This window comes from Nakamurella antarctica (assembly GCF_003860405.1).
Taxonomy (GTDB): domain Bacteria; phylum Actinomycetota; class Actinomycetes; order Mycobacteriales; family Nakamurellaceae; genus Nakamurella; species Nakamurella antarctica.
Genome location: NZ_CP034170.1, coordinates 2771578 through 2795123 on the forward strand (window position 1 = coordinate 2771578; position 23546 = coordinate 2795123).

Below are 23546 nucleotides of genomic sequence, written 5' to 3' on the forward strand. Positions count from 1 at the left end.
CGTCAACTCCAGGCCGAGCTTGTCGAGCCGGCAAAACGTGCTCAGATTAGGCACATCGAAAGTAGAGTCAGCCATGTCGGGGTCCTCTTGATGGAACGGTGTCAGAATCTCCATCTTGCGAGGACCTCGACCCTCACCCAGGCAGCGACGCGCCCCCGACTACACCTTCAACTGGGAAGAGCCAGATAACGGCGGCCTTCGGTATGAGATCTGGCGGCGCCTCGACGAGTTCTACACCTTCGCCGCCCGGTGCGCGACCCCCGAGATTCACCGCCTGGCAACCACCGTCGACTCCCGGCAGGAACCGATGATCACCGCGATCGAGACGACCCTGTCAAATGCTAAGAGCGAGGGCGAGAACCGAAAAGTGAACCTATCGGCCGCATCGCATTCGGCTTCCGAAACCAAGACAACTAACGACGCCGCGTACAGTGGGCCTGCACCCGCCAAAAGCGGCGGGCGTCATCCAGTTCCAACCAGCAGTTCCACTGCTAATCCCGAAGAGCCTGATAAGGCGACTTCCGCTGTCCGAAATGGACTGAGCAGATCAGCCTTAATAAGTTCGAGGAGCTTGAACTGTGGTGACTACTGATTGGCCAGGGTGGTGGCCCATTCCTGCTCGGTGAAATTCTCCCGCACCGGATGCCACCGCGGGATCTGGGAATAAGGCCGAGGGAAGCTCACCTCATCATCAATAAAGTTCACATCGTACGGACGGTCCACCCACACCGGATCGGCGTCATACTCAAAATCGATAGTGAACAAATCCTGCAACCTGTCCACCACCACCGTGGCAGTGAACCAAGCCCCGACCTCCGGCGTCGCCATCGCCGGCCGCATCAAAGCCAACGCCCGCACCACACCCCTAGACTCGGGCAACGTGTAGGCATCACCAGCGGCATCGAAACCCACCACCACCGACTCCTCCCACTGACCCAAAATGTTCGCCGTAATCTCCACCCGGCGCCACCCCAAGTCATAATCGGCCGCCACCGCCGCCGCCACCGCAGCACGCAACTCCTCCACCGACAACGGATCCTGCGTCGAACAGGCGCGCTCAATATCGGCCAGATCCGGGTTCTTCTTCTCCAGCACATCCATCAACGAATCAACGCTTTCGCTGTTAGCCAAAGCAACCTCGCCGCCCGTCACCGGCACCAACGTCAAAATCTCCACCGGCTGCCCACCTGGCTCCGCGGCAATCACATTGAAATGATCAGGCATGAAGGGATGAGCGCTCAACAAAACACCCTCAATAAGAGTCCCCGTCAGCAAAACCTGACCACCGTTAGCCACAAGGTCGCCGGCCACAAAACCCCGACTCCCATCAAGCACCATCTGCAAACTCAGCCGCAGCAAATAATCAGCGGCCCCCTCCTGCCCAGCCTTCACCGAACACACCAGCTCCTGCGGAAACACAGCCGTCACCGGCGAATCGCATAAACCTACCGTCGAGAACGACACGAACTCCGGCCGAACCCACTTCCATAGCTCCACACCACCCACCACATCAACTCGGCTACCCTCACCCAACAACCGAGAAAAATGCTCCACCACCGCACCCACACGCGTCATTTCAACAACTCCAGCAACTCCGGCGGAAACTCATACATATACCGGGCAATCTCAAACGGGGTATCACCGTGATTGTCTTTCAATTCTAAATTGGCACCCCGATCGATAAGCAGCTGAATCATCGCCCCATCCGGCCGCAGTCTCCATCTTGACACGGCCAAATGCAACAGCGGTTGCTCAATTTTATCCACCCGCGTATTCACATCAGCACCAGCATCCAGAAGAACAACAGCCGACTCAACAACACCATCTTGAACAGCAATAGCCAAAGGCGTATAACCGTGACGCATCCGCACCTCAACATCCTCCGGATGTTCCGCCACCAGCTTCTTCAACAACTCAATATTGCCCTTGCCCGCCGCATCATGAATGCCGTTCGAGCCAAACATATTCACTTCCAACATTAAAGAATCCTTACGTTAAACTATCTGCCGACATGACTAGGGCGTCTCGCCCGCGTGCGATCGATTCGACGACGGCGTCTCGAGCTGATATATTTCGGGGTTATTCTGGTCCTCAATCACTCTCGCTCTATCATAGCCGCCAGCAGCGGCTTCGTCCTGATATTTCCGCCATTCGTGATCTGGTCTATGTCCGAAGTCAAACTTCCCCTTCTGAGGAAAGGTTATCCCATTGGGGTCTGGCTTACCAGTCTTAGGATCGAACCGAATCCGCTCCCCTTTCGCATTGACTTGGGCCGGAATGATGTCGTTCGAACTCGCACAAATGAAGTCGCCGTCAGAATTTCTGCGAGCGTTCGCGTAGATGTCTCGTTCTGTTTGGACCCGCAGTGTCACGCGGTTCCTGACCGCTTCATATGTTTGCTTGATCCTAGGCGTTTTGGGATTCGGAGCGGCAGGAGAGTCCACATTCGGCTTCGGAGCCGCGGGAGGATTTGGGCTGCTCGGTGGATTCGGACCTGCGGGCGGCTTCGGGGCATTCGTCGGCTTCGGCCCAGACGTCGAGCTCGGTTTTGGAGCAGTAGGCGGCTTCATTGGCCCGGCCGGTGTCGGAACAGCGTTCTTCACATTCTTGATACCAGCCGCAGCGTCCTCCGCCGCAGCACCAGCCTTCAAACCCCTCGCAGCATCACCAAAATACTTCAACCCCTTCAACGCCACCCCAGGACCCAACTGCCACAAAGCCTCCACACCCACATCCGCCCACGACGCCTCACCCCGCACCGCCTGCACCGAATGCACCCCCAACGCAGCAGCCCCCACCACCGTCATCGCAGTCCCCACACCAGCCATCGCCGCCCCCGCCGCCGCAGCCCCAGCCGCCGCAGAAGCAACAAAACCAGAAGCAGCCCCCGCCGCCGCCCACGCCGCAGGACCAGCCACCACAAACAACACCACCACAGCAACTACCAACAAAACAATCGTGATCACCGCCAAAACACTCGACAAATCCTCCCAAAAATGGGACCACGCCGACCTGTTCTGCATCCCCACCTGATGAGCAGCCTCCAACGACCCCTGCACCCGATCATCAGCAGACCTACGCTCACCCCCCAACTCATGAAGACTGTCCGTCGCCGCCTGCAACCTCGCCGCAGCCACCCGCACAGCCTCATCATGCGGATTCACCCCAGCAACAACAGGAACCGGCGCCACCAAAACACCCCCAGCCGCCGCATTCGCAACCACAGCAGCATTCACCGCAACCACAGGATCAACCCACGCCCCCTGCGCCGAAACAGCACGCGACTTGTCTCTGTCAGCCGACGCACCAGCCGCCCGAAACCCCTCCGCACGCACAGCAATATCGGCCACCACAGCGGCATAAGTTACAAACCCATCCCCCGCAACCTGATACGAAGACCCCAACTGATCCAAATGCACCGGCAACTCCAAAATCCGCGCACGAAAAGCATCCGCCGAATCCCCACGCCACACAGCGTCAGACGCACCATCGGACAACTTCTGCAAAAGAACAGCAGCAGCCGACGCATCAGCACCCAAATCCTGCAACTGCGTACCCAACCAATGCACGCTATTCATATCCCCAGCACCAGGATCATCAACAGACCAGCTCACCCCACACCCCCACCCGATCAGAACCTGCCACACCGAAACGAAACGACTCAACAATCGCATCGAACAACGACCCAAACTGCTCCCGCAACTCCAACACAGGCGAAGCCGCCGTCACTACCACCAGCCCTCCACGCTCTGGAACAGCAAAAAAGTACTGCCACACGGCAGACTTCGCCGCAGCCCCACCCAACGCCGGATCAGCAATCACATCGACAAACGACGAACGCACCACCGGCCCGACACGATGCTCCACTGTCTCCACCAACGCTCCCTTACGACGTTGTAGATGCTCAGCGAGCACCTCGCGCTCCGACCCACGGACCGACTGCACAGACGCGGTCAACGACGCAGCTAACGGCAGGACATCATCCACCCACGTCGAAAGAACCGCACAAAAAGAGAGATTCGCTGCTCTCGCGCGGCGCATGGCCGACCGAACCTGCGACTCCACCCGCCCACGATGCGCAGCGACCCCGGGGTCGCGAAGCACAGCTTCATCTACTAAACGCTGCACCTGAGCAGGCACCCGATCCGACTTCATATCAAGGACAAACCAATCCGGCGGCAGACGCAAACTAAACTCAACACCCTGCGCCACCACTAGACCTCTCCCCCAGGCCTATCCGCAGTTGTCACAGACCCCTGAGACCAAGCCGCCTCCAGCTGCGCCTCAGTGTTCGCATAGTCCTCCTTCACACCAACGATTGCCCCGTAGAGGGAGCCGATCTCCTCCACCATCGTCTTCCGGCCATCTTCCCAACCCGAGCAAAAACTCATCAGGGAGTCAGCTACCGCCGAAGAACCCAACGCCTCCGTGAAACTGGAAAACCCAGTCTCAGCATCGCCCAACTGCGCCTGAACCAAAGACAACTGGCCAGCAAGCACATCTAGCGCGCCCAAATCCGCAAAGAATTCAGCCATCGCCACCCCCTGTAATCACTTGTACTAATTGAGAAAGGCCGGCCTGTCGGCATGCTTTACCGACAGGCCGGACGCCATTCGAGTTAAGAGAAGATCCCAGCCTGCAAGGATCAACCGCGAAGCTGCGACGCCAACGAATCCTCAGTGTCCTGGTAGGCCTTGGCAGCCGCCTTCAGTTGAGCAGCAATACCGTCTAACGCAACCTTCAACTGGTCTGCCGACCTGTTCCACTCTTCGTAGAGCTCTTTGAAAGACAATGATGCGGCGCCCGCCCAACCCTCGTTCACCAAACCGTCGACGTGTCCCCTCGCGCTGGAAAGCTGCGTGGAGATATCCCCGGACGTGGCTGTGAGCTGCGTGGAAACCGCGTCAAGCTCGGTAGACGTCACCTTAATCATGCTCATACGAATGCCCTCCCAATATGTCTCGCCGGATAGCCCAGTCGAGTTAAACGAACAGTAGCACCATAAAATGTGTAGGCCAAAGGTGTCGAACAAACCTATTTCGATCAGCCGGTGGCGGGAGCAGGCTGCCCCTCAGTGACATTAAATGTGGAGTCTATTTTCGGCGGGACTACTTCTACGTTCCAATCCTTCATCGTGAAATCCACCGAGCCCGTCGAGTCTGCAATCCGAACACGGAGAGGCCAGGGAACACCCCGAGAAGCCACGACCGCTGTACCCACCAACAAGTTGTTCTCGGTAAGAAGCACCTGAACGCCAGTCCCTTCCGAAACCGTTGTTATCGAGCCGGTTGTGTAGGCCACTGACGGATCGGGGTTTTTCAGGACCAAGCCGATAAGTCCAACCGGACTGGTCAAAGTTATGAAGTCTTTCGCGCGTTGATCACTCACTTTGAGATGCAGCCAAGATGTGACCATCCGGGGTAAAAGTAATCGTTGAGCAAATTCGTCGTTCGCCTTGAGGTAGACGTCTTCACCCTTTCGCACCACCGACGCAGAAAGGTTGCCGATTATCAGTTCCGCAACGTAGGAATCGTCGGTCCCGCGGCTGTCGATGCTAATGGAATTGAGGGGGACCACCTGCGGCGGGTCTGTGACTGCTGAAACAAGGGCCGAGGGGGTCGTTACGGAACCGGAAACACTCGAAGCCACTGAATCTTCCGAACTGCCCAGCGTGCGGGCGAACGCCTCGATAGAAGCTGTATATGTGCCGCTCACATGGACTGACTTGGCTGCAGCTGCTGCGTCAAACGCCGCAGCCATCACGGCGGGGCCATCTTTGAGCTCGATGCCATTGCTGGGTTCATCGCTCGTCGAAGCGACTGTAGCGATGGGCAGCGCGCTCGCCGAAGGCACCTCAGCTCCCGAAGCGCTGTTAGTAGCCGCTGTTGATTCGGTCGCGGTGATGGTCACCGGCGCGACTTCAGCACCGGTGCACGCGCTGATCGAAGCCGCGATGACAAGTAGGCACACTGCGGTGCCTGTCTTCTTCAAAGTGATATTTTTGAACGACATTGTGTGATGGCTTTCTTTCATGACAGTCGGATGGCTTCGAATGTGGCCGCGCCTGAGCAAGCAACAGACCCGCCAGCCGCACTAATCTCCGCAGTGTTCTGAGGAATGGGAGCTGTGACAGGTGTTGTGGCTGGACGCACCAAGAAACAGGCGTCCGCGCTGGTAACGCTACTGGGAACAAATGCCAGTCGTCCCCGCACGTACAGCGTTGCATCCTTTGGCCCCGACTCCACGGACAGCAAGATCAGTGTGTAAGGGAGGTCTGGTCCATCCCAAGACAATTGCGTGTTCCCGTTGCCCGGAGTGATTCTCAAGGCGCTGAGCTGTTCGGCAACTTGAGCACTCGAACTCTGCGAGGGGCCGACGCTCGCAGAGTTAGCCGAAGGAGCAGCTTCGTCCACACCTGAGTCGCCAGAGCGGGCGAGCAACACGAATGCCAGAACTGCCATAGCAGCACCCGCAGCGACTGAAGAGATGAGTACCGGCGACCGCCACAGGGATCGATGCTTCGTGACCTGCTCCGGCTCAGGTGCCAGCGGAGGCAAAAGTGGAGGGCGGTCCAATGTAGGGGCATCCAGTGCTATCAAGCCCCAAGGGGAAATCGCGCTTAGGTCCGGTGTCGGCTCCGACCTCGTTGACGCCCCCGCGGCCATTTGCACGTGACTGCCGGGACGGGGTCGTTGAGCACTCGGCGCTCGTGCAGGCGCCTCAGGGGGTCCATCAATAACGACTAACGCGTCAGTACTGCCTGTTTCGGGCCGATCGAGGGGCACCGATGAGGGATGAGGTGGCAGCCGGGTCTCTGTATCTGGCTCTTGTTGTTCCCCAGCCGGGTTTGGGAATGCATCGAGGAGGTGGCGGGGCGAGATACGGCGACCCAACATTGGCGGGGACAGCGCCGCCAACAACTCGGTTTTCAACTGGGGATGAGCGGCTAGTAAGTCCTCGTCTAACGTGCTCGCCATCCATTCGGTATTACCTATCAAAGTCGTCACGATGGTTGCCGCGAGGCTATAGGTGTCTGTGGCAACGGTGATGAGGCCACCCTGATGGATCTCCGGAGCGGTAAAACCCGCCGTCGCCCGAGCCGAAACCTCACCAAGACGGCCCACGTCACCAAGATCAGCAACCTGCAGGCAGGCGTCGTTCACCACAAGATTCGCCGGCTTCAGGTCAACGAACGCCCACCCGACTCCATGCAACGTTTCCATCACTTCTACGATCGGAGCAAAGAGCGAAAAAAGCTCGTCAAGTCTGACCGGACGCTCATTCAGTCGGTCCAACAGAGTCTGCGGCTGATAGTCCCGAACCAAATACTTCACGTCTGAGTAACTGCCATGGCTGACCAACCTCACCACACCCGGAAGTCCCGTTAGTCGCTGATGGGCAGCGACTTCCTGGTCGATGAATTGAGCAAATCCACACTTGACTACCACAGACGTCTGATCGTCTCGGGTAACGGCGAAGACAGATCCGCGATTCGACTTGCCCAACAGCACAGCTCCTTGAGCGGTCGGCACTGCAGCCGCTATAAGCTTTTCAACCACCACATCCGGGTAACTGACGCTGAAGTCCGTCACGTCGCACTCCGCGGGAGAGCCATCTGCGCCAAAACCAACCCAGCCCCCTCTTGGAGGTACGCGCGGCCGGGGGCCTGCCTTCCGATCTGGTTTCGCGGAACAACACCACCAATCAAGTCCGCCACCAGCGTATTGGCTGGCGAGAGAATTACCCCACGCTTGTGCCGTTTGGCCTCTACAGCAATCCCGCGCAGCATGCTTCCCAGATCCTCTGCCACTGCCGCTACGACCAAGCCAAACGATCCCAGATGGCGCCCTTTGATGAGCTCTATCAGGGCCGCATCGACTTCAGTGCCGTGCACCATCTCAGCGTCGTCGACGAGCGCCACGAACCGATCGGCGTGCTCGCCAGCCATCGCGCCGATACTGCTGCCGGACACCGCGGACAAATCGGTGAGGACCGTAATGCCGGCTCCCTTCGCCCATCTTGTAAGCGGAGACTCCTTGACTGCGATAACCACCATCGGCCACCCAGCAGCACGTAGACAGGACCCGATCGAAGCTAAGCCCGTACTCCGGCCGGATTGCCGCATCCCCGCCACGAAAAAACTTGGGGTATCGGCGAAACTAGCCCGGTACTGCGAAAGTTCATCGCCTCCCACCCCGACAACAAACCCATCGGCAGGTCCATAAGCGATCGGTAAAGATTCCGCTTCTTCCACCGAAATTTCGTCCGGCAGCACGTCCAACCGGAAGGGCTTTCCCGCGACTTCGGCAAGATCTCCAGCTTGTGCGACCGCAGCCACGGCTGCTCGAACAGCGGCTGTCTGTCCAGGCCCTGTCAGGTCATCGCTCATAGAAGCGAATTGCACCTCGCTGACGGGGTCGCCGAAGTAGGCTCGGCCCACAGGGATAGTTTCCGGAAGAGCTGACGGCTTGATGTTGACCGCTCGGTAATCCTCTCGATCTGCGAGTCGCAGCACATATTTATTTTCGATCAACGCAGCCATCCGGTCATTCAGCAGACTCCGGTCGCCCGTCACAATTACGCGAACGCCGACGCTCGCCCCCTCACGCAACAGCTTGCTCACGAGGTCGCGCCTTTCCATCAGCATGTCGCTCGTACTACTGGAAACGAGCCCCTCCCACTTGTCAATCAGCAGCACGAGATACGGCAGAGCTTGGCCAACCGCTGCGACTGCGCGTTGTTCATTAATGTCGCTGAAACCGCCGCGGCGTAGGGTCTGCTGCCGCTGACCGACCTGAGCATGAAGCTTCTTGAGTAAACGATCGACTCGATCGATTTCAGTTCCAGCCACCACTGCGCCAGTGTGGGGAAACCCATCGAGTGGCATGAGTCCACCGCCAAAGTCGATGACGTACAGATGCAAATCCCGAGGAGAGTACGACTGCGCGAGTCCCACTGCAACTGTTCGCAGCACGACCGTGCGCCCAGATCGCGGTGAACCAGCGATCAGCAGGTGCGACCCGGCTTCAACGTCAAAACGCAAAGCTCTTTGCGCCTGCTCAGCGGGGACATCAAGCAGCCCCATAATTACGCCCGCAGGTAGCTCCCCTACCACGCCCAGAGCCTCGCTTGCTGCTATTTGCCGAACGGTTAATAACGTCGGTAGGGCCGGAAGCCATGGGCTTGGATTCCGCCTGATTTTCAGTTGTTCACATGCCAAGCCAATAAGGTCAACAACACCTTGCAGGTCGGTTTCCGCCTTCGAATCCGAAGCTGCCGAAGGGCGCTCGAAGGTCACGGGCATCCCGAGCTCGTGCCAGCCCACGCGTCTCACAACCGGAGGTTGAACGACTTCGACATGGGCTCCGCGACGACGACCAGCAACTCGGGCTGTTTGGAACGATGCCAAGGAAATGTTTCCCCCCTTTTTGGCGTAGCCGCGCCCTGGTGTCGAAGGAGAGATGAATGCAGCATCAGCAGCGCCCAATACTTCGGTGGAGTTTTCCTTGTCCGCCATCCGAAGCGCTACCCGCAAACTGACATTCGATTGCATTTCGGCGGTGATCACGCCAGCCGGGCGCTGTGTTGCCAAAATCAGATGGACGCCCAGTGAACGACCAACTCGCGCGATTCGGACCAGCCCTTTGACGAAGTTCGGCAGCTCATGGACGAGCTCAGCAAATTCGTCAATGACAATAACGAGTCTGGCCAAGCCTCGGCTAGCGGCTGCGGCTGAGTCCCGGTCCCAAGCACCATCGACGTCTGGGACGCCGATGTCCTTCAGTGCCTGTTCCCGCCGCTTCAGCTCGGCATCGAGTGAGATCAGAGCCCGTTCAGTCTCACGATTGTCTAAATTAGTGACCATCCCGACCGTGTGCGGCAGGCGTGCACAGTCCGCGAACGCTGACGCACCCTTGTAATCGACCAGCACAAAGTTCAAAGCGTCCGGCCGATTGGCCAGTGCTAAACCCGCCACCCATGTTTGTAAGAACTCCGATTTACCTGCCCCTGTCGTTCCCGAAACCAATGCGTGGGGTCCGTCAAGTTTTAGGTCCAGAGAGAGCGCCCCGTCAACGCCCACCCCGATAGTCGCCCTCGTCGTGCGACCAGAAAGGCTCCATTGGGCAGCGAGCCGACCAGGGTCATCGAAGTCGATGTCCAACAAATCAACGAAGCGGACTGAACTTGGCAGGGCCCCCACATCTCCGTCCCCGCCAACATGACGCAATGGGGTCATACAGCGGCTGGCGTTCTCGGCCGATGTCGGATCAACACCCTCAAGCAGGACCCCAGCGATCGGAAGCTCACCTGCAACTTCGAGCCGGGCGACTCCTACATCGGCCGGGTCAGCGGAGAGTTCGGCATTGGCTTCCTCTGGAAGCCGAGCCCGTTCTTCGTCCAATGCGATGACATACACGCCGACCGCTGGGCCTTCACTAAGAACCTGAACCATGCCCGGAAGGGTGCGATAGCGCCTGGCGCCATCAATAAGAACCACCACTTCGCGGCTAAAGAGGACGCTGGCTCCACCACGGCTGGACAGGCCGTTCTTGCGTGAGTCGATCTCGCTCAGCAGTTCAGCGAGTCGGTCGGACCTACTATCCGGGGTGTTGCCAATAAGTGCCACCGGGGCATTGGCGACCTCACCGGCCGCATGAGGCAACCACCGGACCCACTGCCAGTCGTCCGCCTGCGCTTCATCGCAGATCACTTTGATTTGCAGATCTCGTGGACTACGAAGGACCGCTAACTGCAACAGCGCCCAACGTCCGATCGATCGGGCTGTCGCTGCCGGGGCCGCGACACCAAACACGCCAGCACTCCGCAAGTTGATTCCAACGGGCAACGGCGAAGCCATGGGCTTGTACGAGCTGCCCCGTTCGAGGCCATCCAACGCCACGGGGAGCTCTACAGCAGCAACACCTACACGGATCAAAAGACCATCTGGGTCAGTGAGCCGGCGCTCCCACAGGCGAGCAGTAGGTCCGCTTGCAATCTGAATGACCAATGCGACGTCGGGCAAATCGCGCCAAGTGCGCTGACGCTCCGTCAAAGCGACCTCAGCCAGTTTTGTCGCAGCATTGTCTCGCGTTAGTTCCCAACGTTCGAGCGCCCTCTTACCCCTGCGAGTGGCAAGGCGCCGTTGAACGACCGAATTAAGAACGACCGCAACCGGTGACAAAAACCCAAACAGTAAAGCCATGGGATTGTGCAGGACAACAGCCGAGACTCCACCCATCACTAACGGCGCCGCCGCCATCGCCCACGGCATGGGGGCCTTTTCCTGTGGCTCGGGTGGGGCGCCAGCCATCAGAACGGAGTGCGCCGCCTGCTGTCCGCGGATTCGCGTCGTACGGTTGAATGCCAAACCGCCAGAATCATCTGGCTTAATGTCGGCGTCAGCCGTGGGCGGTCGGCCAACCTGAAACACAGAACGACCGATCTCCACCTTGTCGAATTCGGTCAGCTCACATTCTTCGGTGATGAGCTTGCCGTTTTGAAAAACGCCGATCCCAGGGTTGACCCGACCGCTGTTACCCTCGACTGAAAACGTCGTCAAAGTTCGACTCACGCCCGGGTCAGGCAACTGCAAGTCTGCCGAAATGTTGCGTCCCACGGAAACTGGCTCACACAGCTCCATAACTGTGCCAGCAAACGGACCGCCAACTACCTGCAGTTGCCACCCTGATTGCTTCGCTGAGAGTGCGCGTCGAGGCAATCGTAGGCCGCTCACTGGCCCCGCTACCCCGGCCTCATCATCAGCTTGAGACCCCGGGGCCACGTCTGCGAGCGCCATCCCCAACGCAGAAGCCAATTCACTCACGGCAAGCAGAGGGTCGGCTTCGACTACTACGTCGTTCCAGTCCGCACCGTCAAATAAGGTCAGCTGTAACCGCATTCGACTACCCTACTTCCGTCAAGACAGACGAAGTCACCTCGCAGTGGAGGGTCTCACCGACGGTCAATATAGTCGTCGTCACCGGTGCGCTCGGTGACTTCCCGATCGTCGCTGCCGAACTGCGATAAGGAACACGCACCCACTGACAAGCAGGCCGAGCGCCCACAGCACTGATGGTTGGATGGGCACGCCTGTGTATGCCAAGTCACCGGAGAGGCCCTCTGCTGCTTGGGCGCCGTCTGCTGTGTTGGACGAGCCTGACAGTGAACCGCTGGCATTTTCAACTGAACGAGACTCACGCGCTACAGCCGCGAGCGCGTCGTTCATTGCGTGAAACATTCCGTTGAGAGGCGGTGGGGCAAGAATCGGGCTTCCCAGTTTCGCGATACTTGGGACTGCCACCTGTTCGTTCTGAACCGTGATGGTGGTCGAAGTCGACACAGTTGACGTCACTGGTGCCCCTTGAACCGTGGTAGCCGGACCACTTACTGTCGTCGCTGGGCCGCTGACCGTTGTTGACAGACCACTCACCGTTGTTGCAGGTCCAGTTACTGTCGTTCCAGGGCCAACTACAGTCGTTGCAGGTCCACTAACCGTTGCTGTCGCGGTGCTAGTGACGACCGCTCCATCCTTTGCAATCGCGACCTGCACCACCCCGTTTGCTTGGTCGCCCTTGCTGTTCACGACGTGATAACCAAACTGGTCAGTACCGGAGAAGCCTGCGGCGGCTGTGTAGACCATAGTCCCGTCGCTCTTGCACTGCACGGTCCCATTTTTCGGAGCGTCACAACTCACTAATTCGAGCTTTAGCCCTTGGGGATCAGAATCGTTGGCCAGCAGGTTGCCTTTTACCGGTGCTGCGCCGGTCGTGATGAAAATATCAGGTTGCACAATAGGCGCCGACGATGCAGCGGCAACCACCTCCACACGGATGGTGGCTCGTTGAGAACTATTTCCGTACGGGTCCGAAACCGTGTAACTCAGGCTGACCGATCCCGTGTAATCCGGTGACGGACCAAATTGAAGCACTCCGTTGCCGAGATCGCTGGGCGCTCCCCACACCCCGGCGGCCGCCGGAGAGACCGCGCCTGCGGAAAATAGCGGTGTCGCCCCAGCGCAGCCAACGCACTGAATGTGGCTGGCAAACGTACTAGCAGGGAACAGTGTTACGGTGCCTTGGCTGACCGGGAACCCGAAGTCGAAGGAGTCTGCGGTCGGAGCGTCCGGAGGCGTCATCTGCACTGTGACCGTTAGCTGCATCGGGGTTACACCATCCGCCTGCAGAACAGTGATATCAAACGGCGCAGATTTCACATCCGGGTTGTAGCTGATGCTGCTCACGGCAACCGAGTCGCTACCTGCTTGGCACCCGATTGTGAAAAGGCCGGGCTGTGGGCTGCCTGCTGGACACGCTTGAATCACTGCGCCCGGGGCACCGATTGCTGAGAGTGATTTGGTGACCGTCTTACCGAACGGTAAGACTAGTGAGGCCGCATCGGCAGCGAGCGCTGTTCCCCCTCCCGCCATGCCTGATGCAACGAGAATGATGGCCGCTGCCACCCACATCCGATCAGCACGCATCGTTCAACACTCCCTCAGGTCCCGCCCCAGTAAATCTCCAAAAGCATAACTGCCGTCCGAAATCATTACAGCCAAATGGCCTAGTAACGCATGCCACTTTCTCCTACTCTTACACCCTCCCGGCCCTTTCGTCCCTGTCCAAAAGAAAGGTGTGGCAACCTGCAGGTGCCCTCCCGTGCGGCAACCGCACCACCGACCGAGTTAGCGAAAAGCCGACAGCCCCGTGATCGCCTGCCCAACAACCAGCGTGTGCATCTCCACCGTGCCCTCATACGTCAGCACCGACTCGAGGTTGTTCATATGCCGAATCACCGGGTACTCCAGGCTGATTCCGCTGGCGCCCAGGATTGTCCTTGCGGTGCGGCAGATTTCGAGGGACTCACGGACGTTATTGAGTTTGCCGAGACTCACTTGATCAGGCCGCAGGGTGCCGCCGTCTTTGCGCCGACCCAAGTGCAGGGCAAGAAGTTGACCCTTAATGAGCTCAAGCGTCATATCGGCCAACTTCTGCTGGGTGAGCTGGAACGCCGCGATCGGCTTACCGAACTGTTCCCGCGCCAGCGAATAACGACGAGCTGTCTCGAGCGACGACCGCGCCGCCCCCAACGAACCCCACACAATCCCGTACCGCGCCTCGTTCAGGCACGACAGCGGGCCGCGCAAACCCCGCACCTCGGGGAACATCGCACCCGCGGGGACCCGCACGCCGTCCAACACCAACTCGCTGGTGACCGAGGCGCGAAGGGACATCTTGTGCTTGATCAGCGGAGCACTGAACCCGAGGGTGTCCGTGGGCACCACGAAACCGCGAATGCCGTCGCCTGTGTGGGCCCAGACCACCGCCACGTCGGCGATGGAACCGTTGGTAATCCACATCTTTCGGCCATCGATTATCCAATCGCTGCCGTCGCGGCGTGCACGAGTTGTCATCGCTGCCGGGTCGGAGCCAGCATCGGGCTCCGTCAAACCGAAACACCCGATGGCATCTCCGCTGGCCATCCGCGGCAGCCACTGTTGTTTGTGTTCTTCAGTTCCGAAGCGCCAGATCGCGAACATCGCCAGCGAACCTTGAACAGAAACCAGCGAACGAATCCCGGAGTCGCTCGCCTCCAACTCCAGACACGCCAACCCGTAATCCACCGCAGACATCCCCGCACAGCCATAGCCGCTCAGATGCATACCGAATAAACCCAGCGCACCCAGATCCTTCGCCAAGGCGCGGATGTCTCGAATCTCACCCTTCTCGAACCAATCGGCCACATACGGGTCGATCTTCTTCTCACAGAGCGCGCGCACGCTGGCGCGGACTTCCCGCTCTTGGACGCTGAGAAGATCGTCGATACCCGCCAAGTCGGCGGGGTCTGGCGTTGCGTCGCGGGAGCCGCTCATGTCATCTCTTTTCTTGGTACCGGCACTGAAAGCGTCAATGGCGATCATCATGCCCGCAACTATGCTCCGATGGCCTTGGGTACCTTGTCCACAGCGAGGATGACGGGATCTTGATGGACCGGCCCAGCCTCAGGAAGCATCCATCCGTGTGGCAAGGTTCTGAGAACTGCGGTCGAACCCCGCGAGGTACTACGGTTCAGATTTGCTCAAGGGGGAGGGCCCGAAAATGAACGTCGTCGAAATCAGTGGCGCCAACAAGACCTATCGGCGCTGGCGCAAGCCCCGCAGCACGCCGTTCGGGGGCTGGACCTAGAGGTCCAAGCCGGCGGCGTATTCGGCTTCCTGGGGCCCAACGGATCCGGGAAGACCACGACCATCCGGCTGCTGCTGGGCTTGGCCCGAGCCGATAGCGGGTCGATGAGACTCCTCGGGCACAGCGTCCCGGACGACCTGCCCGCGGTGATCGGCCGGGTCGGTTCGTTGGTCGAAACACCGCTGTTCTTCCCGACATTCACTGGGCGACAGAATCTTTCGATGTTGGCCCAGGCCAGCGGGATCGGCAACACCAAGGTTGATGAAATGCTCGAACTGGTGGACCTGACCGGGCGCGCCGACGACAAAGTCAAGGGCTACTCCCTCGGGATGAAGCAACGGCTGGGTATCGCCGCGGCGTTGCTGAAGAGCCCCGAACTGCTGATTCTTGACGAGCCCGGCAATGGCCTGGACGCCGCCGGTATCCGCGAGGTGCGGGAACTCATCACCCGGCTGGGTTCCTCCGGGTGCACGGTATTGCTGTCCTCCCACCAACTTTCCGAAGTGCAGCAGGTGTGCGATCGGGTCGCGATCATGTCCCGCGGCCAGGTGATAGCCACCGGATCGGTAGCCGAACTCCTCGCCTCGGGCGTCCACGGCGAATACCGGGTGCGAGTCGCGGACCCCGATGACGTTGGCCGGGATGCGTTGCAGCGCAACGGCTTTACCGTCACCGGGGAAGCCGGGCAGTGGCAAGTGACTGGCGTGGACGACCCGGCACGCGTGACGAAAGTGCTCACCGATGTGGGGCTGTATTTGACGGAGCTGACACCGATCGGGACGGACCTGGAGAGCGTCTTCCTATCCATCACCGGCGACGTTGACTCGCCGCAGGCTGGCGCCCACAGCATCACAGGAGGGACAACGGTATGACGAGAATCGACGCACCGGGGCGGCACTCGCTAGAGCCTGCGGCGGAGCCCGTCCTGGCCCCCACCTTCCCCCGCCTCGTGCGGGTGGAGCTACGGCGGTTGCTAGCCAGGCGTTTCTTCCTGATCTTGGTCGGAGTGGGGGTCCTTGCCTACGTTGCCGGGACGCTGTTCGCCTTCACCAAGTACGAGGCAGTGACCCCCGAAGCGATGGCGCGGGCGACGGTAGTTCGGGACGCCAACATGGCGCAAAATCAGCAGTTTTACCAGCAGTGCCTCGCTGACACCACGATTCCGGACAACTCGACGCCAGAACAGTTTTGTGGATCAGACCCGGCCACCTACCCGATGGAAGCCGAATGGTTTCTCGATGTCACTCCCTTCACCGGGCGCGACTTTGAAAACTTGGCGGTCGGGGCTGGAGTAGGCGTCGCCATGCTGGGGCTGCTACTGGGCGCAACCTTTATCGGAGCCGAGTGGTCGAGCAAAAACCTCGTGGCGTGGTTGTTCTGGGAACCGCGCAGGCTCCGGCTGCTGGGCGCAAAGATTATTGCGCTGCTCGGGGTCCTGCTCGTGTTGGCCGTGCTGGCTCAGGTGATCTGCTTCTTTACCGGCAAGGTCCTGCTGGCCACCAAGGGGATGCCGATCGCGCAGATGGACCCACCCAGGCCCGAATTCTGGTCAGACCTTTTCGGTCTGCAGCTACGGGCGGCGCTGTTCGTCATTCCCGCCGGATTGCTCGGATTCGGGTTGGCCAACTTAATGCGGAACACCGCCGCCACCCTGGGCGTCGCCGTCGTATACATCATCGCGGAGCCAATACTTGCCTGGCTGAACCCTTCACTCATCCCCTACCAACTCACCAGCGCGGCGCTGGCATGGATTACCCCGGGCGGTTTCGAATATCCCGGAAAGCTGGTCTACAGCTCCCAATACGGCGGCATGGTGCGCGAAACGCTCACGTTCACCAACCAACAGGGAGGCTTCGTCCTCTTGGCCTACGCCGTGGTGGTCACCGCAGTGTCAGCCATTCTGTTCCGGCGCCGCGACATCACCTAGGCGGACATCACCTAGTCGCGGCATCGCCGCTGGGATGCGTCGCCGCATTCTGGTGATTGCCACCCCCACGAGACAGATGCTGCCGCCGACAAATGCCAGCGCAGCTGGAACTTCGCCGAGGAAGGCCCACGCGAGGAGGGTCGCGATGATGGGCGTGAGGTACGTGGTCGCGCCCAATCGGCCGGCCGGCATCCGGCTCAGCGCGTAGGCCCACGTGGTGAAGGCGATCGCAGTGGGAAACACGCCCAAGTACACCAGCCCTAGGACCGCTGACGTGGGCGCCTCCGACACTGCGGTCCACAGCGCGGGCGCGAACGGCAGCGTCACGATCGCGCCGACACTGCACCCCAAAAACGTTGCTTGCAACGCGTTAACCCGCTTCAACACCGGCTTTTGCACCGTGACGCCGGCGGCATAGAAGACAGCAGCCAAGACAGCCAGAAACGCTCCGTTGACGTCGGTGGTCCTATCCGCCGTCGACCCGAATGCGACCAGCGCGGCCCCCACCAACGCCACGGCCGACCCGATCAACAGTGGCCTCGGGAACCCCTCGTGCAAGAAAATGCCGGCCAAGATAGCGATCAAGATGGGGCCGATGTTGACCAGGAGCGCGGTGGTGCCGGCGTCCAGGTGTTGCTCGGCGGCGTTAAGCGCAAGGTTGTACCCGGCGAACCACAGCACGCCGTAGCCGATGATGAAAAGCAGGTCTCGGCGCGCTGGCCACGGCCCGCGTTTGACGGCAACCACCACCCCCAGCGCGGTACAGCCCACCAACAGCCGCCCCAGCGTGAGCGGCCCGGGGCCGAAACTTGTTGCCACCGCGCGGATACCAACAAAGGCCGACGCCCAGAGCACGACGGTTACCCCGACGGCGACGAAAGCCATCCGGGAGCTGCGCCGGTCGTCATCCGGACTCACTGAGCTGGTCATTGGGTTGACTTCGAGGCCATAGGCCCGTTTCGCGCGGGTACACGGCCCCATAACCAGCGGAAATCAGCGTTCAGGACTTGTCCGGCTACTGCACTGACGATCACCGAGACAGTCTAGGTCGACGCCTATCAGCTCCCCAGTAGAGCCTCGGGGACACAGTCCCGAACGGCTGGGTCGAGCAAAGACTCCTGAAGCCACCGCATGTGCTGGCGTCCCCCCACGACCCGACTCTCAAGCACGCCCACCTCGTCGATTTCGATGCGAACAAGGTCGTGAGGCTCCAGCGTAAATGGAAGCTCCGGGACAAGGCTGGTTCCGGTAGAAAGAATCACACCGTCCGGAAAATAGTCTTCCCGTCCCAAGTATTGGGCAAGATCGCCGAGCTTGCGGTGGAGTCCGCTTGTGTTGGCCCTATCCTCCCAGACCGTCTGCCCAGCGCGCTCAATGCGGATGTGGATACCCAGCCGATACGGGTCGTTGACTTCCCATGCGGGCCGAATTGCCGGGCCGACCGCGCAGGCACCCAGGTAGACCTTCGCCTGCGGCAGATAGAGCGGGTTCAGCCCCTCAATGGACCGTGAGCTGACGTCGTTACAGACGGTGTAGCCCACGATCTCGCCGCGACTATTGAGCACCAGGGCTAACTCTGGCTCCGGGACGTTTATTGCGGAGTCCTGTCGCACAGAAACGGTCTCTCCGTGCCCGGTCACCCGCCACGCGACCGATTTGAAGAACAACTCGGGGCGCTCTGCGTCATACACACGCTCGTAGACGTCCGCCGATTGATCGCTTTCCAGCACCCGCGCCTCGCGAGAGCGCCGGTAGGTGACTCCCGCTGCCCATACCTCCATCAGCGAGTCGATCGGGGGCAGGAGCGTGAAATCAGGCTCCAGCACCGGGCTGACGGCAGGCTGCGTGCACACCGAGCGGATGTCTGCTGCAGACATCCGGAGCAACTGGCCGATAGATGCGACGCCGACGAGGGGGCGCAGGCCCTCCTCACGGTGGAGGCCGACTGCGGGTTTGCCACCGCGGTCAAGATAGCGCGTGATCAGCATGTGTATTCACTTTCGGATCGGGTGAGGTGTGTGCGTTCGTGGGCTACTGCTCACAGTGTGTTGCTGGGGTCTGAATTCAGGGTGTGACGTGGTGATGCCGTTGACATCGGCGGGGCGCAGCGTCACCCACCAAATGTTGGCTCGGGGATCCCGCGCACCGAGGTCTGGAGAGAGAACAGCGACCCGGAGAGCGGAGCTTGCGTCAACTCCTGCGGTGTCAGCCCGTCGCGCGCGGACGTGATGTAGAGGGTGGTGAGATCCGGCCCGCCGAAAGCGCAACTCGTGGGTCGGGGCACGGGCACCGAGATCTCCTTGGCCAGCACACCGTTCGGCGAGTATTTGCGGATCGCCCAGCCATCCCACAGCGCAACCCACACGTTGCCTTCGGAGTCCACGGTCAGTCCATCGGGAAACCCGTCACGCTCGGCAATTTCGGCGAACACACGCTGCTCCCCCATCTCGCCACGTTCGAGGTCGTACTCGAAGGCGAAGACGCGGCGTTGCCCCGAGTCGATAAAATACATGGTCGAGTTATCGGGGCTCCAGCCGATGCCGTTCGCAAGGATCAGGCCCGAAAGCATTCGCGTGCAGTGCAAGTCGGTGCCGAGGCGATACAGCGAGCCGAGCGGGTCGGTTTCATCCTGGTGCACTGTGCCCGCCCAGAACCTCCCCGCTCGGTCGCATGCCCCGTCGTTGAACAAGTTCTCCGGCAGCTCCGCCTCGGGATCATGGATGGCAGCGAGGTCACCGGTCTCGAAGTCCAAGATGGTGAAACCGCTCCGCAGAGCGACAAGAGCCCCACCGGAGCGGCGCAGTGCCAGAGCGCCGATAGTGCTCGGCATGCTCCAGTCGCTGCGCCGTCCGGTGGAAGGGGACAACGAACGTGCCACTCGACCGACAATGTCGACCCAGTAAAGGGTCTGATCCGCTACCGACCACACCGGGCTCTCGCCCAGCAGGTCGATGCCGGCGATCACGCATCGCAGGTCGTTCGTCATGGAGCCCCTTGCTAGTGAAATGTCCTTAGGGTGAACGTGTTTTTAGGCGATCAGATCGCGACTACCCGTGTACTTCTCGAGAGCCTCCGGGTCCAGGGTGATGCCGAGCCCCGGGGTGGTCGGAATCTTGAGCATTCCGTTCTCGTCGAGCTTCCACGGGTCGGTCACCAGATCGTCGATGTAGGCGGAACCGGAGATGTACTCGACCAAGTCGGTGTTGGGCAGCGCCGCCGCCAGATGCAAGTCGGCAGCGAGCCCGACCGCGGTGTTCCACCCATGCGGGATCATCTGGATGCCGCGGTCCTCAGCTGCCCAGCCGATCCGCCGCTCTTCGCTCAGGCCGCCCACCTTGGTGACGTCGGGCTGGATGATGTCGAAGGCTCCGGCTTCGATCCAGGGGGCGAAACTCTGCCGGCGAGTGAGTACCTCACCGCCGGAGATCTTGATCGAGGAACGCGCTCGGAGCGCGACGAAGTCTTCAAGCGCATCCGGCTGCAGCGCTTCTTCGAACCACAACACGTCATGGTCGACCAGCATCTCCGCTGTGCGAAGCGCCCACTTGAGCCCCTGCCTCCATTTGCCGTCGCTACCGCCGGCGTCCACCATCAGAAGGCAGTAGGGACCGATGGCGCCACGCGCGTCCGCGACGATCTGCTCGTCGAGCGCATTGCTCTCGCGGCCAAACGGACCCCAGCCGATCTTGAACGCGGTGAACCCCCGAGCCTTGGCGGCTAGCAGGGTTTCGGCCATCGCGCCCGGTCGGTCCATCAGCAATGACGCGTAAGGGCGTACTTCCTCTCGCCAGCAGCCGCCCAAAAGTCGGCCCACTGGCTGCCCGGTCACCTGCCCGAGAATGTCCCACAGCGCGATGTCGATCCCGCTGATCGCGTGGGTAATGGCGCCGCCCCGGCCCATCCAGAACGTCCCGCGATGTAGCCTTTCGGACACCCGCTCGGGTTCGATCGCTGATTCGCCGATACACAGGGGACGAAGCACCTCAAGCGCGGCCAGAACGAGGTTTTCGCTCGTAAATACACTGCCCAGACCGATCACGCCCTCATCGGTGTGGACGGCGATGAGCGTGTGGACGACGTCGTCTGGCTGGATCTCATCGCTCCACCCGCCTTCCGGGGTCGAACCCCGGAGCCCAGCTGCGCGAATCTCTCTAATCTTCACTACGTCTCCTTGATTTTTGGGGTCGCTCGGCTGAGCTCCCTATTCCCGGCTGGCAGCTTTGCCCCAGCTCGGGGGTGTTAGGTGGATTAGCTATTCTCGATATCCGGGCCGCCCAGAATTATCGGTGGCCTCACATGCATCGCGGCTAACTACTGCCGCTCACCTCAGGCGGACTTTGTTCTGCTTGCGCGACAACGCGTCTGCGGTGGCAGCCATCAACAAAACCGAACCGGTGATGGCGAGGTTGAGGCCGGATGGCAGTCCGAGCAGTCCGAGTCCGTTATCGATGACGGCGATGACGAGACCGCCGATGATGGCGTCCTTGAGCTTGCCGCGCCCACCGAACAGACTGACACCACCGACCACCGCAGCTGCAATTCCGTTGAGCACAATGGTTCGTCCCGCGGACGCGTCGACCGTGCCGATCCTGCTGGCAGTCAGAATCCCTGAAACCGCAGCTAATCCGGCACCGATGATGAAAACTGTGACGCGCAAATTCGATACCGAGATACCGGCCCGACGCGACGCCTCGTCGTTGCCGCCCACCGCATATATATGGAGTCCGAACTTGGTCCGCTGCAAAAGTGTGACCCCCAGCAGGAAGACCACCGCGACGATGAGGACGACCACGGGCACTCCGCGCACGCTGAACAGCGGATTTCTGCTGCGCTCCTGGTTGAGGAGAAACACGCCCACGACGAGAGCCAGGGCAAGCACCCCGACCCGGAGTACCACTGCGGAGAAGGGCTGGTTCGCGTGCCCGAGGGCCACCCGCCGACGGCGCTTGTTCAGCTGCAGACCGAATGTGGCCGCCACTGCGACCGCAACGAGCACCCAGCCGATGGTCGGTGGCACATTGCCATTTTCGAAGCTGAGAATGACGGGCGACGTCACGCTGTAAAGCCCGCCCTGGCCGATCACCAAGAGCTGCAATCCCTGGAAGGCCAGGAATGCGGCCAGGGTGACGATGAACGACGGAATCCCCACTTTGGCAACAAGCACACCGATCCCCAGACCGATGAGGACGCCAGCAGCAATTGCTACCAGGCTCGCAAGCCACCAGCTAAATCCAGCTTTCGTCATCGCAATGACGAGGAGTGCGCTGGTGAGGCCAGAAGTGACGCCAGCGGACAGGTCAATCTCCCCGAGCAACAGGACGAAGACGAGACCCATTGCCAGCACAATCAAAGGGGCTGATTGCTGAAGGAGGTTCGCGAAATTGAGCGTGGTGAAGAAGATCGGCTCAATAATGCTGAACAAGACAACCAGCAACACAAGCCCCGCAACGGCTGGCATCGAGCCCATATTGCCGCCACGCAGACCGGCGATGTAGGCGCGCATTTCCTCAGCCACCGTCTGGCTGTGACCTCGGCGCACCCGGGCCTCAAGGCTGTTGCTCTCCAGGTCAGTTTTCATAGCTGTTGTGACTTTCTTCGTGTCCATTAGAGGCCTTCTCGCACTGCAGCTTTTGCGCCAATACCGGTGATGTGGCCGACGACCTCTTCGATGTCGGTCTTTTTGGCGTCCAGAACAGCGGACATCTCGCCGAGATACATCACGTGGACGACATCGGCCACGCTGAGAACTTCTTGCATGTTGTGGCTCACCAACACCACAGCGACGCCGGTGGCAGCGAGTTCGCGGACTAACGCCAACACCTGTCGGGTTTGGGCGACACCGAGAGCTGCTGTTGGCTCATCGAGAACCACCAACTTGTTCTTCCACAGCACCGACCGGGCGATAGCAACTGTCTGGCGCTGGCCGCCGGAGAGGCTGGCTACCAGCTGTTTGACCGACTTCACGGTGCTGACGCCAAGGGAATCCAGGGTGGCCGCCGCACGGCTTTGCATGGTCAGGTCGTCGAGGAAAGCCCCGTCCACCATTTCGCGACCCAGAAACATGTTTTGGGTGATGTCGAGGTTGTCGCACAGAGCCAAGTCTTGGTAGACAACCTCAATTCCCAGCTCACTGGCGTTCGCCGGCGAAAAGAGGTCTACTTTCCGTCCCTCAAATCGAGTCTCCCCACCGTCATATGGCTGGCTCCCCGCCATTCCCTTGATCAGCGTCGACTTACCCGCGCCGTTGTCCCCGACCAATGCGGTGACCTGCCCGGCGTAGGCGGTGAAGTTAATACCCTTGAGGACGTCCACCGCGCCGAATGACTTCGTCACTCGCATCAGTTCGATCGTGGGTGCTATTGGTTCCGAACTGTTCATGCTCTCTCCTTGTGGATCCTCAATATGCCTACCGAGAGCACCCGGTGCGCGTCGCGGCA

General features: G+C 60.3%; 20 protein-coding genes and 1 pseudogene. 4 read left to right on the top strand and 17 right to left on the bottom strand.

The window, feature by feature from the left end; genetic code table 11:
• Nucleotides 1-184: 184 nt before the first annotated feature.
• A pseudogene (locus tag EH165_RS12455) lies at nt 185-495 on the top strand (transposase); the annotation flags it as partial.
• A gap of 90 nt (nt 496-585) precedes the next feature.
• On the opposite strand, the gene EH165_RS12460 reads toward EH165_RS12455, so the two are convergent.
• The 7 genes from EH165_RS12460 to EH165_RS12490 form a co-directional block, all read right to left on the bottom strand.
• Nucleotides 586-1575: a suppressor of fused domain protein gene (locus tag EH165_RS12460; protein WP_124799732.1), complete on the bottom strand. Its 990-nt coding sequence runs from the start codon at nt 1573-1575 to the stop codon at nt 586-588.
• Complete coding sequence (locus tag EH165_RS12465) at nt 1572-1979, bottom strand: ankyrin repeat domain-containing protein (protein WP_124799733.1); 408 nt, start codon at nt 1977-1979, stop codon at nt 1572-1574. The genes EH165_RS12460 and EH165_RS12465 overlap by 4 nt, the downstream gene beginning before the upstream one ends.
• A 36-nt stretch (nt 1980-2015) precedes the next feature.
• Entirely contained in the window at nt 2016-3578 is a 1563-nt protein-coding gene (locus EH165_RS12470) for a GH-E family nuclease (protein WP_124799734.1), read from the bottom strand.
• 19 nt (nt 3579-3597) lie between these two features.
• A complete protein-coding gene (locus EH165_RS12475) occupies nt 3598-4212 on the bottom strand; it encodes a hypothetical protein (protein ID WP_124799735.1) in 615 nt (204 codons plus the stop codon).
• Nucleotides 4213-4214: 2 nt separating this feature from the next.
• Nucleotides 4215-4535: a hypothetical protein gene (locus EH165_RS12480; protein WP_124799736.1), complete on the bottom strand. Its 321-nt coding sequence runs from the start codon at nt 4533-4535 to the stop codon at nt 4215-4217.
• 110 nt (nt 4536-4645) lie between these two features.
• Nucleotides 4646-4939 (bottom strand): WXG100 family type VII secretion target, encoded by a 294-nt coding sequence (locus EH165_RS12485; RefSeq protein ID WP_124799737.1) that lies wholly within the window; start codon nt 4937-4939, stop codon nt 4646-4648.
• A 104-nt stretch (nt 4940-5043) separates the two neighbouring features.
• Entirely contained in the window at nt 5044-5715 is a 672-nt protein-coding gene (locus EH165_RS12490) for a hypothetical protein (protein ID WP_124799738.1), read from the bottom strand.
• Between EH165_RS12490 and EH165_RS12495 the strand changes: the two genes are divergently transcribed.
• Complete coding sequence (locus tag EH165_RS12495; RefSeq protein WP_124799739.1) at nt 5705-6019, top strand: hypothetical protein; 315 nt, start codon at nt 5705-5707, stop codon at nt 6017-6019. The genes EH165_RS12490 and EH165_RS12495 overlap by 11 nt on opposite strands.
• 10 nt (nt 6020-6029) lie before the next feature.
• Here EH165_RS12495 and EH165_RS12500 read toward each other — a convergent pair whose 3' ends face one another.
• The 4 genes from EH165_RS12500 to EH165_RS12515 form a co-directional block, all read right to left on the bottom strand.
• The gene (locus EH165_RS12500; RefSeq protein ID WP_164479218.1) at nt 6030-7592 is read right to left on the bottom strand and encodes a protein kinase domain-containing protein; all 1563 of its coding nucleotides are present in this window, start codon (nt 7590-7592) and stop codon (nt 6030-6032) included.
• A complete protein-coding gene (locus EH165_RS12505; RefSeq protein WP_124799741.1) occupies nt 7589-11899 on the bottom strand; it encodes an FtsK/SpoIIIE domain-containing protein in 4311 nt (1436 codons plus the stop codon). Before EH165_RS12505 ends, EH165_RS12500 begins: the two co-directional genes overlap by 4 nt.
• 78 nt (nt 11900-11977) lie before the next feature.
• On the bottom strand, nt 11978-13480 hold the full coding sequence (locus EH165_RS12510) for an Ig-like domain-containing protein (protein WP_124799742.1): 1503 nt from the start codon (nt 13478-13480) through the stop codon (nt 11978-11980).
• A 201-nt stretch (nt 13481-13681) separates the two neighbouring features.
• Nucleotides 13682-14869 carry an acyl-CoA dehydrogenase family protein gene (locus EH165_RS12515; RefSeq protein WP_124799743.1) on the bottom strand — a complete coding sequence of 396 codons (1188 nt, stop codon included), beginning with the start codon at nt 14867-14869 and terminating at the stop codon, nt 13682-13684.
• A 342-nt stretch (nt 14870-15211) separates the two neighbouring features.
• On the opposite strand from EH165_RS12515, the gene EH165_RS12520 reads away from it, so the two are divergent.
• Together EH165_RS12520 and EH165_RS12525 are read left to right on the top strand one after the other, a co-directional pair.
• Nucleotides 15212-16054 carry an ABC transporter ATP-binding protein gene (locus tag EH165_RS12520; RefSeq protein WP_239020791.1) on the top strand — a complete coding sequence of 281 codons (843 nt, stop codon included), beginning with the start codon at nt 15212-15214 and terminating at the stop codon, nt 16052-16054.
• The gene (locus tag EH165_RS12525) at nt 16051-17109 is read left to right on the top strand and encodes an ABC transporter permease subunit (RefSeq protein ID WP_124799744.1); all 1059 of its coding nucleotides are present in this window, start codon (nt 16051-16053) and stop codon (nt 17107-17109) included. The genes EH165_RS12520 and EH165_RS12525 overlap by 4 nt, the downstream gene beginning before the upstream one ends.
• Here EH165_RS12525 and EH165_RS12530 read toward each other — a convergent pair.
• From EH165_RS12530 to EH165_RS12555, 6 genes are all read right to left on the bottom strand, one after another.
• Nucleotides 17074-18039: a DMT family transporter gene (locus tag EH165_RS12530; RefSeq protein ID WP_206425947.1), complete on the bottom strand. Its 966-nt coding sequence runs from the start codon at nt 18037-18039 to the stop codon at nt 17074-17076. The genes EH165_RS12525 and EH165_RS12530 overlap by 36 nt on opposite strands.
• A 128-nt stretch (nt 18040-18167) precedes the next feature.
• Entirely contained in the window at nt 18168-19097 is a 930-nt protein-coding gene (locus EH165_RS12535) for a fumarylacetoacetate hydrolase family protein (RefSeq protein ID WP_124799745.1), read from the bottom strand.
• A gap of 122 nt (nt 19098-19219) precedes the next feature.
• Complete coding sequence (locus EH165_RS12540) at nt 19220-20095, bottom strand: SMP-30/gluconolactonase/LRE family protein (RefSeq protein WP_124799746.1); 876 nt, start codon at nt 20093-20095, stop codon at nt 19220-19222.
• Between the two features lie 42 nt (nt 20096-20137).
• The gene (locus EH165_RS12545) at nt 20138-21271 is read right to left on the bottom strand and encodes a mandelate racemase/muconate lactonizing enzyme family protein (protein ID WP_124799747.1); all 1134 of its coding nucleotides are present in this window, start codon (nt 21269-21271) and stop codon (nt 20138-20140) included.
• Between the two features lie 159 nt (nt 21272-21430).
• On the bottom strand, nt 21431-22714 hold the full coding sequence (locus tag EH165_RS12550) for a sugar ABC transporter permease (RefSeq protein WP_206425948.1): 1284 nt from the start codon (nt 22712-22714) through the stop codon (nt 21431-21433).
• Nucleotides 22714-23487, bottom strand: coding sequence for an ATP-binding cassette domain-containing protein (locus EH165_RS12555; protein ID WP_124799749.1), 774 nt, complete (start codon nt 23485-23487; stop codon nt 22714-22716). Before EH165_RS12555 ends, EH165_RS12550 begins: the two co-directional genes overlap by 1 nt.
• Nucleotides 23488-23546 lie beyond the last annotated feature (59 nt).